This is a genomic window from Pseudomonas sp. TE6283, from assembly GCF_054060555.1.
On sequence record NZ_JBSSDH010000016.1, the window covers coordinates 49704 to 66517 of the forward strand.

At 64.5% G+C, this 16814-nt stretch carries 16 protein-coding genes; 11 read left to right on the top strand and 5 right to left on the bottom strand.

Features of this window, described 5'->3' with window-relative positions; translation table 11 throughout:
* The first annotated feature begins 63 nt into the window (after positions 1 to 63).
* Both ACVWZ5_RS19490 and ACVWZ5_RS19495 read left to right on the top strand, forming a co-directional pair.
* A complete protein-coding gene (locus ACVWZ5_RS19490) occupies positions 64 to 978 on the top strand; it encodes a LysR family transcriptional regulator (protein WP_457340791.1) in 915 nt (304 codons plus the stop codon).
* A 79-nt stretch (positions 979 to 1057) separates the two neighbouring features.
* Positions 1058 to 1396 carry a hypothetical protein gene (locus tag ACVWZ5_RS19495; RefSeq protein WP_050704946.1) on the top strand — a complete coding sequence of 113 codons (339 nt, stop codon included), beginning with the start codon at positions 1058 to 1060 and terminating at the stop codon, positions 1394 to 1396.
* Between the two features lie 3 nt (positions 1397 to 1399).
* Here ACVWZ5_RS19495 and cynR read toward each other — a convergent pair whose 3' ends face one another.
* On the bottom strand, positions 1400 to 2290 hold the full coding sequence (cynR, locus tag ACVWZ5_RS19500) for a transcriptional regulator CynR (RefSeq protein WP_457340792.1): 891 nt from the start codon (positions 2288 to 2290) through the stop codon (positions 1400 to 1402).
* A gap of 110 nt (positions 2291 to 2400) precedes the next feature.
* Here cynR and ACVWZ5_RS19505 point away from each other — a divergent pair, with 110 nt between their 5' ends.
* The 3 genes from ACVWZ5_RS19505 (at position 2401) to ACVWZ5_RS19515 (ending at position 4868) form a co-directional block, all read left to right on the top strand.
* On the top strand, positions 2401 to 3060 hold the full coding sequence (locus tag ACVWZ5_RS19505; protein WP_062573377.1) for a carbonic anhydrase: 660 nt from the start codon (positions 2401 to 2403) through the stop codon (positions 3058 to 3060).
* 29 nt (positions 3061 to 3089) lie between these two features.
* Complete coding sequence (gene cynS, locus ACVWZ5_RS19510; protein ID WP_050704948.1) at positions 3090 to 3560, top strand: cyanase; 471 nt, start codon at positions 3090 to 3092, stop codon at positions 3558 to 3560.
* An 84-nt stretch (positions 3561 to 3644) separates the two neighbouring features.
* Positions 3645 to 4868 (top strand): amidohydrolase family protein, encoded by a 1224-nt coding sequence (locus ACVWZ5_RS19515; protein ID WP_062573378.1) that lies wholly within the window; start codon positions 3645 to 3647, stop codon positions 4866 to 4868.
* Positions 4869 to 4877: 9 nt separating this feature from the next.
* Here the strand turns inward: ACVWZ5_RS19515 and ACVWZ5_RS19520 are convergent, their stop codons facing one another.
* The 3 genes from ACVWZ5_RS19520 to ACVWZ5_RS19530 all read right to left on the bottom strand — a co-directional run bounded on the left by ACVWZ5_RS19520 (position 4878) and on the right by ACVWZ5_RS19530 (position 8419).
* Positions 4878 to 6131, bottom strand: a complete 1254-nt coding sequence (locus tag ACVWZ5_RS19520; protein WP_062573379.1) for an arsenic transporter — start codon at positions 6129 to 6131, stop codon at positions 4878 to 4880.
* Positions 6132 to 6139: 8 nt separating this feature from the next.
* Entirely contained in the window at positions 6140 to 7393 is a 1254-nt protein-coding gene (locus tag ACVWZ5_RS19525; protein ID WP_028690498.1) for an MFS transporter, read from the bottom strand.
* A 132-nt stretch (positions 7394 to 7525) separates the two neighbouring features.
* Complete coding sequence (locus ACVWZ5_RS19530; protein WP_028690499.1) at positions 7526 to 8419, bottom strand: LysR family transcriptional regulator; 894 nt, start codon at positions 8417 to 8419, stop codon at positions 7526 to 7528.
* A gap of 146 nt (positions 8420 to 8565) precedes the next feature.
* On the opposite strand from ACVWZ5_RS19530, the gene ACVWZ5_RS19535 reads away from it, so the two are divergent.
* The 6 genes from ACVWZ5_RS19535 to ACVWZ5_RS19560 all read left to right on the top strand — a co-directional run bounded on the left by ACVWZ5_RS19535 (position 8566) and on the right by ACVWZ5_RS19560 (position 15862).
* Entirely contained in the window at positions 8566 to 9645 is a 1080-nt protein-coding gene (locus ACVWZ5_RS19535; RefSeq protein ID WP_343582090.1) for a 4-oxalomesaconate tautomerase, read from the top strand.
* 76 nt (positions 9646 to 9721) lie between these two features.
* Positions 9722 to 11035 carry a C4-dicarboxylate transporter DctA gene (gene dctA / locus ACVWZ5_RS19540; RefSeq protein ID WP_028690501.1) on the top strand — a complete coding sequence of 438 codons (1314 nt, stop codon included), beginning with the start codon at positions 9722 to 9724 and terminating at the stop codon, positions 11033 to 11035.
* Positions 11036 to 11159: 124 nt separating this feature from the next.
* Complete coding sequence (locus ACVWZ5_RS19545; RefSeq protein ID WP_062573380.1) at positions 11160 to 12464, top strand: CitMHS family transporter; 1305 nt, start codon at positions 11160 to 11162, stop codon at positions 12462 to 12464.
* A 63-nt stretch (positions 12465 to 12527) separates the two neighbouring features.
* On the top strand, positions 12528 to 13781 hold the full coding sequence (locus tag ACVWZ5_RS19550) for an OprD family porin (protein WP_062573381.1): 1254 nt from the start codon (positions 12528 to 12530) through the stop codon (positions 13779 to 13781).
* Positions 13782 to 13960: 179 nt separating this feature from the next.
* A complete protein-coding gene (locus ACVWZ5_RS19555) occupies positions 13961 to 15313 on the top strand; it encodes a spinster family MFS transporter (protein WP_028690504.1) in 1353 nt (450 codons plus the stop codon).
* A 99-nt stretch (positions 15314 to 15412) separates the two neighbouring features.
* On the top strand, positions 15413 to 15862 hold the full coding sequence (locus tag ACVWZ5_RS19560; RefSeq protein WP_084942532.1) for a hypothetical protein: 450 nt from the start codon (positions 15413 to 15415) through the stop codon (positions 15860 to 15862).
* Between the two features lie 85 nt (positions 15863 to 15947).
* Here the strand turns inward: ACVWZ5_RS19560 and ACVWZ5_RS19565 are convergent, their stop codons facing one another.
* Positions 15948 to 16769, bottom strand: a complete 822-nt coding sequence (locus ACVWZ5_RS19565; RefSeq protein WP_301142463.1) for a helix-turn-helix domain-containing protein — start codon at positions 16767 to 16769, stop codon at positions 15948 to 15950.
* Positions 16770 to 16814 lie beyond the last annotated feature (45 nt).

The window sequence follows — 16814 nt, forward strand, 5'->3', positions numbered from 1 at the left end:
ATTTATGCTGGATCGATTCATATTTGATATGCATGCGTCAATTTCAAGGGGTCTGGCATCACCATGAAGCTCTCCATCCGCCACATCGAAGTGTTCCGCGCCATCATGGCCGCCGGCAGCGTCACCGGCGCCGCCCGCCTGCTGTTCACCTCGCAACCCACTGTCAGCCGTGAGCTGGCGCGCATGGAGCAGGTCACCGGTCTGAACCTGTTCGAGCGCGAAGGCGGGCGCCTGGCGCCCACGGCCCAGGCCTTGCTGCTGATCGAGGAGGTCGAGCGCGCCTTCGTCGGCCTGGAGCGCATCGACCGCTTCGCCCAGGCCATCCGTAATTTCGAGCAGGGCCGGCTGGCCATCACCTGCCTGCCACTGTTCTCGCAGACACTGCTGCCCAAGGCCTGCAAGGCGTTCCACCAGCAACACCCGGGGGTCAGCGTGAGCATTACCGCGCAGGAGTCGCCGTTGCTGGAAGAATCATTGGTCGCCCAACAGCACGACCTCGGCCTGACCGAAACCGCGCAGGTGCCCAGGGGCGCGGTCGGGGAACTGCTATTCAGCGCCGACATGGTCTGCTTGTTGCCCGAGCATCATCCGTTGCTCGCCAAGCCAGTGCTTGAGTTGCACGACTTCCATGAGGTCGACTTCATCAACCTGGCCAGCCTGGACAGCTATCGGCAACAGCTGGACCGCCACTTCCGCGAGGCTGGAGTAAACAGGCGCACGGTGATCGAAACCACCAGCGCCGCCTCGGTATGCGCCATGGTCCGGCAAGGGCTGGGCGTGGCGATCATCAACCCGCTGAGCGGGTTGGAGGCAGGGGAGGGTGGGCTGCCCATGCGCCGTTTGAGTCTCTCGGTACCGTATCAGGTAATGCTTATCCGACCAGAGCTGCGCCCGGCGTCGGCAGTGCTGGAGCCGTTCTGCCAGGCGCTTCGGCTGCAGGCCGGGGAGATGGAGCGGGCATTGGCAAAGGGCGCTTGAGCACGCCGTGTCACCTGTTGGAACGATTCAGAACGTCGCGCAGTCAACCCTTTCGACAGTGATCAAACGAGGACTCGTCATGAGTACCCTGACAATCGAAGGCTGGTGCAAAAGTGACGGCGACCGCCGATCTTCCCCGGTGGGTGATATCCACTTCGACATCCAGGGCCCGACCCACACGGCGCTGGAGCAGGCCGAGGAGCGTCTACAACAGAGCCACGAGCCCGAAGCGATGGTTGATGTCGACATGGACACGCTGAACCTGGTCTTGCCCGAAGGCTACGGCCCGCTGTCCGACTGCCGCCTGCGCGTCTACCTGAGCAACGACGAACGTGGCCAGTTTCACTTGGTCGGGCATCGGGCCAGCGATGGCAGCCTGATCTACACCAACGCGGTGCTGATTGCGCAGTTGAGCTGAGCCTCAGCCACGCTCCAGCTGTGCGGCCACCTCCCTGGCCAGCGCCAGGAAGGCCCGCGCCGCCGCCGTCTGGTAGACACCCCTGCGCTGCATGAGCACGGCCGTGCGTTGCAGGCGCAAGGGGTCGAGGGCGATGGCGGCCAGGTCGTCATGCGCCAGGACGATGTTGGCCGGGAGCAGTGTCGACAGCGTCGTCCTGCGCACCACTTCGATGACCGCGCCGATGGCGTTGGCCTCCATCATTACCTGCGGGCGGATACCGTGCTGCCTGCAGTAGCGCTCGATCTGCTCACGGGTGGCAAATTCGGCGCTGAGCAGGATCATCGATTCGTCATTCAACGCCTGTGGCCCGATGGCACTTGCCTGGGCCAACGGGTGTTGGCTGCCGACCACCAGCGCCAGGGTCTCGACCAGTAATGGGTAGGTGTCGATGTCCTGGGTATGGCGTTCATCGAAGGCGATACCGACATCCAGTTCGTCCAACTGCAGCATCTGCTCCATACGCTCCTGGGCGATTTCGCTCAGGTTCAGGGTGATGTTGGGGTACCGGCCATGAAAGGCCTCGACCAGGGGGCCGACCAGGTAGCTGGTAAAGGTGGGCGTCACTGCCACCCGCAATGAGCCTCGGCTGAGGTCGCCCACGTCATGGATCGCGCGCCTGGCCTCCTGCAGTTCCTGCGACGCCCGTTTCGCATAGCGCAGGTAAACCTCGCCGGCATCGGTCAGCCGTGTCGTGCGCCCCGAGCGATCGAACAACTGCGCCCCCAGGCTTTCCTCCAGTTGCCTGACCTGCTGCGAAAGCGCGGGCTGGGAGACGTGCAGGGCTGCCGCCGCCCGAGTGAAGCTGTGGTGTTGGGCGACCGCGAGAAAGTACTGGATATGCCGGGCGAGCATGCTTCTCTCCATAAGATAATCTGATGCTGTTTATCATAAATGAGACTTTTACCTTATGTAATGCACCGCCTAACCTTTGCCTCACACACCGCGACACTGAGGCATCAGCCATGCAAGACATCATCGACGGCTTCCTGAAGTTCCAGCGCGACGCCTTCCCCGAACGGGTCAAGCTGTTCAAGGACCTGGCCACCCAGCAAAGCCCACGGGCGCTGTTCATCTCCTGCTCCGACAGCCGCCTGGTGCCCGAGCTGGTCACCCAGCGTGAACCCGGCGACCTGTTCGTCATCCGCAACGCCGGCAACATCGTGCCGTCCTACGGCCCTGAACCCGGCGGGGTGTCGGCCTCGGTCGAGTATGCCGTCGCCGCCCTGCAAGTGGCCGATATCGTCATCTGTGGCCATTCCGACTGCGGCGCCATGACCGCCATCGCCACCTGCAAGTGCCTGGACCATATGCCCGCCGTGGCCGGCTGGCTGCGCTACGCCGACTCGGCCCGGGTGGTGAATGAAGCCCGCCAGCATCAAAACCCCCACGCCAAGGTCGAGGCCATGGTGCGCGAGAACGTGATCGCCCAGTTGGCCAACATCCAGACCCACCCCTCGGTGCGCCTGGCCCTGGAAGAGGGCCGCGTGGCCCTGCACGGCTGGATCTACGACATCGAGAGCGGTCGCATCGACGCCTTCGACGGACGCACCGGCCAGTTCGTATCCCTGGCGGACAACCCAGAAGTCCGCGCTGTTTCCCACGCCTCCCGGCACGCTGCCTGAACCCGATTTTCAACCCAAGGAGACACCTCATGATCCAGTCGCAAATCAGCCAGAACGCCCGCCTTGCCCTGAGCGAAGTCATCCTCCTGGCCAAGGCCCGCAAGGACCTGTCGTTCGCCCAGATCACCGACGGCACCGGCCTGTCCGAAGCCTTCGTCACCGCCGCGCTGCTGGGCCAGCACCCGCTGCCGGCCAGCGCCGCCCAGGTGGTGGGCGACAAACTGGGCCTGGACGCCGACGGCATTGCCCTGCTGCAGACCGTGCCACTGCGCGGCAGCATCCCCGGCGGCGTGCCGACCGACCCGACCATCTACCGCTTCTACGAGATGCTGCAGGTGTACGGCACCACCCTCAAGGCACTGGTCCACGAGAAGTTTGGCGACGGCATCATCAGCGCCATCAACTTCAAGCTGGACGTGAAGAAGGTCGACGATCCGGAAGGAGGTTCGCGCGCCGTTATCACCCTGGATGGCAAGTACCTGCCGACCAAGCCGTTCTGATTCGCCCTTAGGCAATGGCTCGGGCGCCGCACGACGCCCGGGCCTTTTCCACGCGCGCCAATGATCCCCTACAGGAGCGACGGCATGGACCTGATCTTCAGAAATGTCCGCATCGATGATGCAAAACCCTTGATGGATGTGGCCGTGCGCAACGGCAAGATCACTGAAATCGCCCCTACGATCACCGCAACGGCAACCCAGGAAATCCAAGGCAACGGCAATGTCCTGATCCCGGGCTTCGTCGAAGGTCACCTGCACCTGGAAAAAGCCAACCTCATGCAGCGCAAGGCCAACCGCTCCGGCACCTTGAAGGAAGCGATCGCCGTCACCGCCGAGCTCAAGCCCACGCTCACCCGCGAAGACATCCGCGAGCGCTCGACCCAGGTGTTGCGCGCGCTGGTGCAGGCCGGCACCACCCATGTCCGTGCCCACGCCGAGTTCGACCCCGCCCAGGGTTTCACCGGCCTTGAAGTGGTGCTGGAACTACGGGAAACATTCCGCGATGTCATCGATATCCAGGTGGTCGCTTTTCCCCAGGAAGGCATCCTCAAGTTGCCCGGCATGAAAGCGATGATGGTCGAGGCCATGGAGAGGGGCGCCGATGTGGTCGGCGGCATTCCCTACAACGACGTATCGCCCCACGAGCACATTGATTTTGTCTTCGACCTGGCCAGGCGCTACGACAAGGACATCGACCTGCACCAGGATTTCGCCGATGACGCCGAGCAGATGACCATCGAATACGTGGCCCGCCGGACCATCGCCGAGGGCTACCAGGGGCGGGTGTGCGTCGGCCACCTCACCAGCCTGGCGGCCGTCGAGCCCGAGCGGCAGGCGAGTATCGTCGCGCTGCTGCGTGAGGCCGGTATCAGCGTGATGTGCCTGCCGGCCACCGACCTGCACCTGGGCGCCCGTGGCGACAGCCGCAACGTGCGCCGCACCCTGACACCGGTGCGAGCCTTGCGCGATGGCGGAGTGAACGTGTGCCTGGCCACCAACAACATCCGCAATGCCTTCACTCCCTACGGCACCGGCGACCTGCTGCATATCGCGCAGCTGGCCATCCCCGCCTGTCACCTGGGCGGGGCGGACGACCAGGCCACGGTGCTGCCGATGCTCACCAGCAACCCGGCCAAGGCCCTGGGGTTGCGGAGCCATGGCTTGGCGGTGGGCAACGACGCGGACCTGGTGCTGATGGACACCCACCGTGTCAGCGACGTGATCCTCGACCTGCCCGCGCGGCTGATGGTGCTCAAGCGCGGCAGGGTGGTGGCGACAGCGGAGCAGCGGCGCTCGGTGGTGTTCTGAAGGCCGGGCTCATACGGCCAGCAGCAACAGTGCCGCCAGCAGTGCCGGGGGCATTACCAGCACGCCCAGACGCAAGAAACTCAATGCGCCGACATGCTCGCCCTCGCGGCGGATCGCCACCAGCCACAGCAGCGTGGCCAGGGAGCCGGTGATCGACAGGTTCGGTCCCAGGTCGACGCCGATAAGCAAGGCGGCGGTGGTCTGCCGGGGCAGTTCGACGAGGTGGCCGATGGAACCGGCGATCAGGCCGGTGGGCAGATTGTTCATCAGGTTGCTGGCCACGGCCGCAGTCACCCCCGCCGTCCAGCTTGCCGTGCCTGCCGACTGGTGCGCCAGGGCGGCCAACGATTGGGCAAGACGGTCGATCACGCCGGTGTGGGCCACGGCTTCCACCAGCACGAACAGTCCTGCGACCAAGGGCAGGACCCCCCAGGCCACGTGGCGCAGCAACGGCGCCGGGTTGCGCCGCTGACGCAGGTGGATCAACCCGGTGGTGGCCATGCCTGCGCAAAATGTCGGCAGCCCTAGCGGCATGTCCAGTGCCGATACCGTCAACAGCAGGGTGCCGGTGAACATCAGGCCCAGCGCGCAAAGCCGGGCGCCGGCCGACAAGGGGCGCATCTCGATGGCCACGGCCAGCGGCTGACGGATGCGCTTGCGCTGGGTCACGCGCAGCACCAGGTAGGTCATGGCGATGGCGCCCAGCGAGGGCAGGGTGAACTGGCGCAGCCATTCCAGCAGCGGCGGCATCTGGCTGCCGAAGACTACCAGGTTGGCCGGGTTGGAGATGGGCAGCACGAAGCTGGCGGCATTGGCGATGAAGGCGCAGATGAACAGGTAGGGCAGCGGCTCGGCCTTGGCCGCCTTGCACGCCGCATACACGGCCGGTGTCAGCACCACAGCGGTGGCGTCATTGGACAGGAACACGGTGACCAGTGTACCGACCAGGAATACCAGGTCGAACAGGCGTTGGCCCGAGCCCCTGGCATGCTGCACCGCGTACCTGGCCAGCCAGTCGAACAAGCCTTCCTGGCGAGCCAGCTCGGCCAGCACCATCATGCCGGTCAGGAACAGGTAGACATCGCCTCCTTCGGCGATTGCCGCCAAGGCCAGGCGCCATGGGATCAGGCCGCAGGCCGTCAGCCCTAAGGCGGCGCCCATCGCCCAGACATACTCGGGCACGCGTCCCGGCCGAAGGATGACCAGGGCGGTGGCCGCGGCCGCAACCGACCAGATGATCAGGGATGACTCAGCGACAGGCATGCGAGGACTCAGTTTCCGGAAGGGGAGTGAAGGGGAGGGGCTTGCTCGGCGTTGGCATCGCTGGCAGGTCGGCGGGTCTCCGGCATGGCCAGCCAAAGCAGAAGCAACGCTGCAGTCGCGATGCCCGCCAATGTCAGGAATGCCGCGTCGTAGCCTGCGGACTGTACCACCAGCCCCGCGACTCCGGGACTTAGCGCCGCGCCCAGGCCGAAGGCCGTGGACAATGCGCCAAGGCTGACATTGAAGCGCCCGCTGCCTTGGGTGAGGTCCTTGACCACTACCGGGAACAATGCGCCGAACAGTCCGGCGCCGATGCCATCGAGCAATTGCACGGCCACCAGCCAGAACGGATCGTCCGACATCACGTACAGCACGCCACGCAGCGGCAGGATCAGAAAGCCGGCGAGCAACAGCGGCTTGCGTCCCCAGCGGTCGGCCCTGGCGCCGGCCAGCAGCGCCATGGGCACCATCACCAGCTGCGCCGCGACGATGCACGCCGAGGTCAGCGGCGTGGCCAACTGCAGGTTGGCCTGAGCCAGTTTCTGGCCCACCAGCGGAAGCATTGCCGCGTTGGCCAGATGGAACAACGCGCAGCATACGGCGAACAGCAGCAAGGGGCGATTGTGCAACAGTACGGCAAGGCCGGCGGGGTGAGCGTGCTGGCCCGGCGGCCGCGGGTCAAGGCCGCGCGCGAGGTCATGATCGATGGCTGTCGCCGGCACTCGGCTGATGGCGATCAGGCTGGCCACAGTCATCGCCGCCATCAGGTAGAACACAGCCACCGGTCCGAACAGGTAGGCCAGCCCGCCGGCGAGCACTGCCGAGCAGGCATTGCCGGCATGGTTGAAGGTTTCGTTGCGGCCCATGCGCCGGGTGAATGCCCGCGGCCCGGTCAGGCCCAGTGAAATGGCAGCGATGGCCGGCGCGAACACGGAACCGGCGAGCGCGCTGATGGCTTGGGTCAACGTCACCAGCGCGACGCTGGTGACCCAGGGCAGCACCAGGCAACTGCCGGTCACCAGCAGCGCGGCGATGGCCATCACGGCGCGCTTGGCCGTGGTCCTGTCGATCAGCGCGCCAGCTGGCGTCTGGGTCAGCAATGCCGTGACGCTGGCCAAGGTCATGACCAGGCCGATACTGCCGGGCTCCCAATGGTGCACCGCCAGCAGGTAGATCGCCAGGTAGGGGCCAAGTCCATCACGGACATCGGCCAGGAAAAAATTCAACCCATCGAGCGAACGTTCATGAGCAGGCGAGGCCAAGGAAAACTCCGCAGGGACAAGTGAACAGAGCGCCCTGGATTTCAAGGGCGGTCAATAGCCGCATACGTTAGCACTCCGCGACGCAGGCGCTGATGAACTTTGCGCGGATCCGGCATGCCACCGGCCCAGGGGTCAGCGATTGGGCCATTGCTGCAACAGGATCGATACGAACTTTTCGGCCGCCGGCGACAGCGACGCACCGCGACGAAACACCAAGCCCAGCGTGCGGCTGACCTGCGGCTCGCCCAGCGGCACGCTGACCAACGTCGGATGGTCGGCGCTGGGCATGGCCAGGCTAGGCATTGCCGAGACCCCCAGCCCGGCCTCGACCATGCCCAGCGAGGTCGACAAGTGCTGGACCTCGTAGAACCATTGAGGACGAAGGTTCAGACCGGCCAGCGCATGATCGAGCAACATGCGGTTGCCGCTCAGGCGACCGACCCCGATCAAGCGGTAGTCGGCCAGTTCGGCCCAGGTCACCGACTCGCGCTTGGCCAACGGGTGGTCCCGGCGGCAAGCGAGCACAAAATGCTCCTGTACCAGCGAGACGAACTCGATGTCCGGATGCTGGCCACTCATCATGTTGATGCCAAAATCGGCCTCTGCGCGCAGTACGGCTTCCAGCCCATCGTTGGCACTGAGGTCCAGCAGGCGGATGCGGATCTTCGGGTACTGCGCGTTGTAGTCGCGGATCACCGAGGGCAGAAAGTAGAACGCTGCCGTGGGAATGCAAGCGAGGGTGACCTGCCCCGTCTGGCGCTCGGCCAGTTCGCGGATGCTCAGGATCGAATCCTCGAAATCATCCAGCAGGCGCCTGGCCTTGGGCAGGAAATCCCGACCCACGCTCGTCAGGCTGACCCGGCGCGTAGTGCGTTCGAGTAACGAAGTACCGAGCCCTTCCTCGAGCTTCTTGATTCGTCGGCTCAGGGCGGGTTGGGACAAGTGCAGCGCTTCTGCAGCCTCGTGAAAGCTGCCAAGTTCGGCGATTTTCACGAAAGATCTTATATCTTGCAGTTCATATTCCATCAGACATCGCTCAGTGGGCCGTACGATTATTGATGCTTTTATCGCAATAATGACTACGATATTTGCATTGGATTGATTTATCCATCCCTGTCACTCTTTTGCTCACAACATCAATGATGTCCATTGATCAACAAGAGTGCGAAATCATGCAACGAATTCCTTGCGTACTCATGCGCGGCGGTACCTCCAAAGGGCCGTTCTTCCACGCCTGGGACCTGCCTGCAAACGTGGTCGAGCGCGACGAGTTGCTGATCAACCTGATGGGCTCCGGGCACGAGCTGGAAATCGACGGCATCGGTGGCGGCAGCCCGCAGACCAGCAAAGTGGCGATCATCAGCCCGTCGTTGCACGCCGATGCCGATGTCGACTACCTGTTCGTCCAGGTGATGGTCGCCCAGCGGCGCGTCGACACCGCGCCCAACTGCGGCAACATGCTGTGCGCCGTCGGGCCGTTCGCCATCGAGCAAGGGCTGGTCAAGGCCAACGACGGCAAGACCCTGGTACGCATCCGCAACCTCAATACCGGAACCTTCGTCGATTCACTGGTGCAAACGCCTGGCGGCATCGTCCGCTACGAAGGGCGCACGGCGATCGACGGCGTCCCTGGCACGGCGGCCCCGGTGCACCTGACGTTCCTCGATGCAGTGGGCAGCAAGACCGGCAAGCTGTTCCCTACCGGCAAACCTCAGGATGTGATCGACGGCGTGCCGGTCACCTGCATCGACATGGCGATGCCCATGATGCTCGTCGACGCCCGGCAACTGGGCGTGACCGGCTCGGAAACCCCGGCCGAGCTGGATGCCGACAATGCCTTGCTGCAGCGCCTTGAAGCCTTGCGCCTGAAGGCTGGCAAGGCCATGGGCCTGGGTGATGTCAGCGGCATGGTGATCCCCAAGCCGGTGCTGGTCGCGCCACCTCGGCATGACGGTACGGTGCAGGTGCGCTATTTCATGCCGCACAATTGCCACCGGGCCCTGGCGATCACCGGCGCCGTCGGGTTGGCCACGGCTTGCGTCAGCGCCGGTACGGTGGTCGGCGACCTGCTCGGCGAGGGGGCACAGCACTTGGAGCAGGTGCGCATCGAACATCCCAGTGGTGGCATCGACGTGGCGCTGTCGCGTAGCGGCGTCGATGGCAAGACCCTGCAGGCATCGGTGGTGCGTACCGCCCGTCGGCTCTTCTCAGGGTTCGTCTATGCCCCGTCCTCGCGCAGGCTGGCGGGATAGACCCAGTCCGCCGCCACCATCAGCGCGGCTTCAGCAACAAGCGCATCCGCACAATTTCAACAATGGGTGATGCCTCATGAAACTTGCCAGATCCCTGTACTTCCAGATCCTCTGCGCCGTCCTGCTGGGCGTGGTGGTCGGCCACTTCTGGGCGCAACAGGCCGTTGCCCTCAAACCCCTGGGCGACGCCTTCATCAAGTTGATCAAGATGATGATCGCGCCAGTGGTGTTCTGCACCATCGTCACCGGCATTGCCGGCATGACCGACAAGCGCTCCCTGGGGCGCCTGATGAGCAAGACCTTGCTGTTGTTCCTGCTGCTGACCGTGATCAGCCTGGTAATCGGCCTGGCGGCGGTGTACCTGTTCCGGCCCGGCGCCGGCATGAACATCGATCCTGCCACCCTGAGTACAGAGGGCCTGGGCCAGTACGCCGCCTCGGCGGCGAAACTGGGCGTGGTCGACTTCTTCATGCACATCATTCCGGAGACATTCATCGGTGCCTTCAACAAGGGTGAGGTGCTGCCGGTGCTGTTCATCGCCGTACTCAGCGGCTTCGCCCTGTCGTCCATGGGCGAGAAGGGCCGGCCCGTCCTTGCGGTGCTGGAGTCGGTCTCGATCATGGTGTTCCGTATCTTCGGCTACCTGATGCGTTTCGCCCCGGTCGGTGCGTTCGGTGCGCTGGCCTTCACCGTCGGGCAATACGGCGTCACCTCCCTCGGCGCCCTGGCCAAGCTGGTGGGCACGCTGTACATCGCTTGCGCCTTCTTCGTCCTGGTTGTGCTGGGCGGCATCTGTCGCGCCCATGGCTTCAGCCTGTGGAAGCTGCTGCGCTATTTCCGCGAAGAATTTCTGGTGGTGCTGGGTACCTCGTCCACCGAGCCGGTGCTGCCGCGCATGCTCGAAAAGCTCGAGCGGCTCGGTTGTCGCAAAGGCGTGGTAGGGCTGGTGCTGCCAACCGGGTATTCCTTCAACCTCGATGGCACCGCCATCTACCTGTCGCTGGCGGCCGTGTTCATCGCGCAGGCCTGCAACATCGACCTGACCCTCGGGCAGACGGTGACCATGCTGGCAATCATGCTGCTGTCGTCCAAGGGGGCCGCCGGCGTGACCGGCAGCGGCTTCGTGGCGTTGGCCTCGACCCTCACGGTCATCCACGACATACCGCTGGCCGGGCTTGCCTTGTTGATCGGTATCGATCGCTTCATGTCCGAGGCGCGGGCCCTGACCAGCCTGGCCAGCAACGCCGTGGCCACCGTGGTCATCTCGCTGTCGGAGCATGCCTGCGATCGCGAAACCTTGCTGCGCCGCCTCGACGGCGCGCCATCGGCGGCCGACGAAGCCGTCGACGCTCACCCCGAGTGGTCCGCGCAGCCTCCCCGGCACGGCTGACCAACCGGTTATCGCTCCCATGTTGCAGTAGACTTCCTCCCAGCATCCCTGCGATGCCGGGTGGGGCAGGGGGCCGCCTGCGCGTCGGGCGGCCAAACACAGAATAAAAACAAGAGAAAAAACCATGCTCGCACTCCTGGGCCTGATCATGGTGGTGACGTTCACCTACCTGATCATGAGCAAACGCCTGTCGCCGATCGTCGCGCTCACAGTGGTACCCATCGTTTTTGCCGTGATCGGCGGTTTCGCTCCCGAGCTCGGCAAGATGATGCTCGATGGCCTGAAGATGGTGGCACCCTCGGCGGCGTTGCTGCTGTTCGCCATCCTGTTCTTCGGCCTGATGATCGATGCCGGCCTGTTCGACCCTTTGATCCGCAAGATTCTCAAGCGGGTGAACGGCGATCCGATCAAGATCGCCATAGGCACCGCGCTGCTGTCGTTGCTGGTTGCCCTCGACGGCGACGGCACCACCACCTACATGATCACCTGCGCGGCGATGCTGCCGCTGTACAAACGCATCGGCATGAACCCGATGATACTGGCCACGGTGTCGATGCTATCGCTGAGCATCATGAGCGGCATGAGCCCCTGGGGCGGGCCGGCGACCCGCGCGATCGCCGCCCTTGGCCTGGATGCGACCGAATACTTCATCCCGATGCTGCCCACCGTGATCGGCGGCGCGGTCTGGGTGGTGTTCACCGCCTACCTGTTGGGGCGCGCCGAGCGTCGGCGCATCGGCAATGTCACCCTGGCGTCAGGGGGCGGCAATTGCTACATCAAGGAAATCCTCGGCGACAACCCACACAAGCGTCCGCGCCTGGCCTATGTGAACCTGGTGCTGGTGATCGCCGTGATGACCGCGCTGGTGATGGGCGTGATGCATTCCGCGCTGCTGTTCATGATCGGTTTCGTCGCCGCGTTGATGATCAACTATCCGCAACTGGAGCTGCAGAAGGAGCGCATTCTCGCCCATTCGGGCAATGCCATGACCGTCGTGCTGCTGGTGTTCGCCGCCGGCATATTCGCCGGCATCTTCTCCGGCACCAAAATGGTCGACGCCCTCGCCCAGACCTTGGTGGACTGGATCCCCGACGCCTGGAGCCACTGGTTCCCGCTGGTGGTGGCGCTGACCAGCATGCCGCTGACCTTCGTACTGTCCAATGACGCCTACTACTTCGGGGTGGTGCCGATCCTGGCCAACGCGGCCGCGGCCTATGGCATCGACCCGGTGGAAATCGCCCGGGCCTCGGTACTGGGGCAGCCGGTGCACCTGATGAGCCCGTTGGTTGCCTCGACCCTGTTGCTGGTGGGGATGGTCGACCGCGATATCGGCGACTTCCAGAAAGCCACCGTCAAGTGGGCGGTGCTTACCTCGCTGGTGATCACCGCGCTGGCGCTGCTCACAGGTGCCTTGTCCTTCTTCGTGTGAATCACCGGGCGCCGCGCGGCGCCCACCCACCGCTCATCCAAGAACAACAACAGAGTACCGATCATGTTCCGAAGTGTTTTCCGTGGGGCCACCTGTGGCCTGCTCTGCGGCTGGTTGCCCGTTGCCGGCGCTGGCGGATTCGTCGACGACGGCAAGCTCAAGCTGCAGCTGCGCAACGTCTATTTCAACGAGAACTTCCGTGACGAGCAGGGCCTGTCCCCTCGCGCGGCGGCCTCCGCCAAGCATGAGCGGACCGAGTGGGCGCAGGGCTTTTTGCTCGACTACCAGTCCGGATTCACCCAAGGCACCTTGGGCGTTGGGCTCGATGCCCTGGCCCTGGTGGGCGTGCGGTTGGACTCCGGACGCGGTCGCAGCGGCAGCGGCCTGTTGCCGGTGCACGACGACGGCCGGGCCGCGGACGAGTTCAGCAGCGCCGGCCTGACCGCCAAGGCGCGCCTGGGCCAGACCGTGATCAAGCACGGCACCTTGCTGCCCAAGACCCCGGTGCTGGTCTACAACGACGCGCGGTTGTTGCCGCAGACTTACCAGGGCACGCAGCTGACCAGCACCGACATCGATGGGTTGAGCCTCACCGCCGGTCACCTGGACAAGTTCAAGTTGCGCGACTCCTCGGACAGCACCGGCTTGTACCTGGATGGCTACAGCGGCAACGCGTCCGGTGATTTCTCCTACGTCGGTGCCGATTATGCGGTGGGCAAGCCGCTGCGCCTGAGCTACTTCCACGCCCGGCTCGACGGCTTCTATCGCCAGGACTTCGCCGGCCTGGTGCATGACCTGCCGTTGGCCGGCGGGGTGCTGACCACCGACCTGCGCTACTTCAGGAGCCGCGACAGCGGTGCCGCCCATGGCGGCGCCATCGACAACGACCTGTACAGCGGGCAACTGGCGTATGCGCATTCCGGGCATACGCTCGGTGCCGGCTACCAGGTGCTTGATGGCGAGGCGGGGCTGCCCTATATCAGCGGCGCAACGGTGTATTCGTTCAGCAACGTCGGTATCGGCAAGTTCATCGAGGAGCAGGAAAAAACCTGGATGGCCAGCTATGCCTACAACTTCGCCGCCGCGGGGGTGCCCGGGCTGACCTTCATGACGCGTTACCTCAGCGGCGACAACGGTCGCGCCGGGGAGGCGGGTATCAAGGAGTGGGAGCGTGACGCCGAGCTGGCCTACGTGGTCCAGGGTGGCCCGCTCAAAGGCCTGGGGGTGAGGTTGCGCAACTATGTCTATCGTTCCGACTTCGCCCGCGGTCGCGACAGCAACCGTGTGTACCTGACCTACGACATCGCGCTTTGGTGAGTGTCCATCCTGGGTGGACGGTGCGCGTCCAGGCGTCGGTTGTGGGCATTGATGGCGGGCGTGCGGCGTCCCATCGGCTGGTATCAACGCGATCAATGTTGGCAGACGATGACCTGATGTCCCTCTAGATTGCAAAGGCGTGCTGGAAGCCCCGAACAACAATAACGAGGGACCCGACTATGCCCACCGCCACCCAAGCCTCCAACGCCTGGCGCATCCTGTTCCTGCTGTTCCTGGCCAACCTGTTCAACTTCTTCGACCGCACCATCCCCGCCATCGTCATCGAGCCGATCCGCCTGGAGTGGCACCTGAGCGACTTCCAGATCGGCATCATCGGCACCGCCTTCACCCTGGTCTACGCCATCGCCGGCCTGCCGCTGGCACGAATCGCCGACACCGGCTCGCGCAGCCGGCTGATGGGCTGGGGCCTGCTGGTCTGGAGCGGGCTGACGGCGGTCAACGGCATGGTCGGCAGTTTCTGGAGTTTTTTGCTGGTACGCATGGGCGTGGGCATCGGCGAGGCCAGCTACGCGCCGGCCGCCAACTCGCTGATCGGCGACCTGTTCCCGGCCGGACGGCGGGCGCGGGCGATGGGCATCTTCATGCTTGGCCTGCCGCTGGGCCTGCTGCTGGCATTCTTCACCATCGGTGCGATGGTCCAGGCCTTCGACAGCTGGCGCGCGCCGTTCTTCATCGCCGCCGTGCCTGGCGTGCTGCTGGCGCTGTTCATCTTCATGATCCGCGAGCCCGCGCGCGGCGCGGCGGAGACGGTGGCTACCGCCCAGGCCCCGCTGGACCGCCCCCTGCGCCGGGTGTTGAGCGTGCCCACCTTCGCCTGGCTGGTGCTGGCGGGGCTGACCTTCAACTTCGCCTCGTATGCCTGCAACTCGTTCATGGTGCCGATGCTGCAGCGCTACTTCGCGTTGCCGCTGCACGACGCTGCGGTGGCCACCGGGATGATCGTCGGCCTGAGCGGCCTGGTGGGCCTGACCCTTGGTGGCTGGATGGCCGACAAGGTGCACCAGCGCTTCGCCAACGGCCGCCTGGTGTTCGCCGCGCTGAGCATGCTGGTGGCCACCTTGTGTACCGCCTGGGCGCTGCATGCCGGGCGCATCGAACTGGGGGTGTTCGTGGCGGTGTTCGGGGTCGGCTGGCTGTTCTCCTACAACTTCTACACCTGCGTGTACACCGCCATCCAGGACGTGGTGCAACCGCGCCTGCGGGCCACGGCCATGGCGCTGTTCTTCGCCGGGCTGTACCTGCTGGGTGGCGGCCTGGGGCCGGTGGTGGTCGGTGGACTGTCGGATCATTTTGCCGTGTCGGCCATGGCGGCGGCGGGCGAGGTGGCGATGAGCGAAGCGTTCAAGGCCCAGGGGCTGCATGACGCGATGTACCTGATCCCCGTGGCCCTGTTGCTGACCATGGTGTTCCTGCTGGCGGCCTCGCGGTGTTTCAGCCGGGATGCGCAGCGGATGCGCGAGGGCATGGTGCTGGATGGCGCAGCGGTGGCGGGGCAAGCCGCGCAGGCTTGAGTCCAAGTGTATCGGCCTGGTCGCCAGCACTTGCTGGCATGTCCCTTGGTTTTCTCGCAGACTACCCATCTTTGCGCAAGAGCAGGAGAGCAACAGTCAATGCGCGTGGTGATGGATACCCGGACAGACGAAATACTTCGACTGGAGCATTTGTTGGATGGGATGAACTATACGCTCTGGTTGAACGCGTATGGTCCCTTTGCACTGGACAGACCACTCGAAGCGCAGTTGCGTCATTCGGTGGGCAAAGGTTGTACCGTGGGTGGTGATTCACCGATCTGTGCAAGCGATGCTCGCGGCGAAATCATCGAACACCTGCTGCACCCAGGGGACGGCGGCTACGGGCCGTTGGACCTGCCGGCCAAACGTCCCGAAGTGCTCAGGTTGGTAGAGGTGCTGCTCGGCCAGGTCCGTCTTGACCGGGCCGACATCATCCGCAGGTTCTGGCTTGCCGAAGGGCACCCTGCGTATCCCGTGTGGTGGGATTTTGCCTTCGACATTCAAACCCAGGGGCAGCGGTGGATACTGATGAGCAGCGCGAGTGATTGAGCGGATAGCTTGGTTTCTCAGTACTTGCTTGTCGTCGTGAAGGTTGGCACTGAGGTTCATCGAGACCTGACGCCGCGCCGGTTACTCAAGTCTTGGCGTTGCGGATTCCCCGTTGATAGGCTGCCGTCATGGTTTGCCATGTTTCATCGTCGGCCGGCACCAGATGTTCAATACGTAGCGATGCCACCGTGATGTCCTGCGGCATGCCGAAGGTGGTGAAGGTGGACAGGAACCTAAGTTCGCCCTCGGCAGCACGCACCCGGGTCAGCACCAGCGGTGACGGCGGTGTGTCCGGCGCCAGTGCGGGTGGCACGGGCAAGCTTTGCAGCCGCCGAGCCAATTCTGGATTGCCCACCGCCTCCCTGGCCGCCCGCTGCCAGGCGATCGCCCGTATCTCATCGGCATTGACCAGATGATCTCCCAGTCCGCCCGGGCGCAGCAGTGTGTCCAGCAGGTTGAGTTCCGATGTGCTGGTTGTCGCTACCCCGGCCATGGCGAACAGCAACCCGGCACTGGCATTGGCCGCAGTGATGTCCCAGTTGCTGGCGATGACGATGGCCGGTGCGGGGTTGTTGGCCTGCAGGATGTGCTCCACTGCGTCATGCACCATCTTCATGGCTGGGGCGTCCGGTGCAGAAGCCATGTAGCGCGGTGCGTAACCTGCCGCGAGGAATACTTCGTTGCAGTGCTCGAGTGGTACATCCAGCGCGCTGAGCAGGGCATGCAGGGTACTGGGGCTGGCTTTGGCGCGGCCGGTCTCCACACAGCTCAAGTGGCGTTGCGACAGGCCCGCCAACAGCGCCAGGTCGAGCTGGCTGAGCCCGGCCTGGCGGCGTAGGCGCCGCAGGTGCTCTCCGGCATCGGTGATAGCAGGTGTTTGCGTCGGGTGAAAGGGAGTGGGGCTCATGCGTCGACTCTGGCTGTCCTTGGCTGAAGCGTCCATGACCTGTGA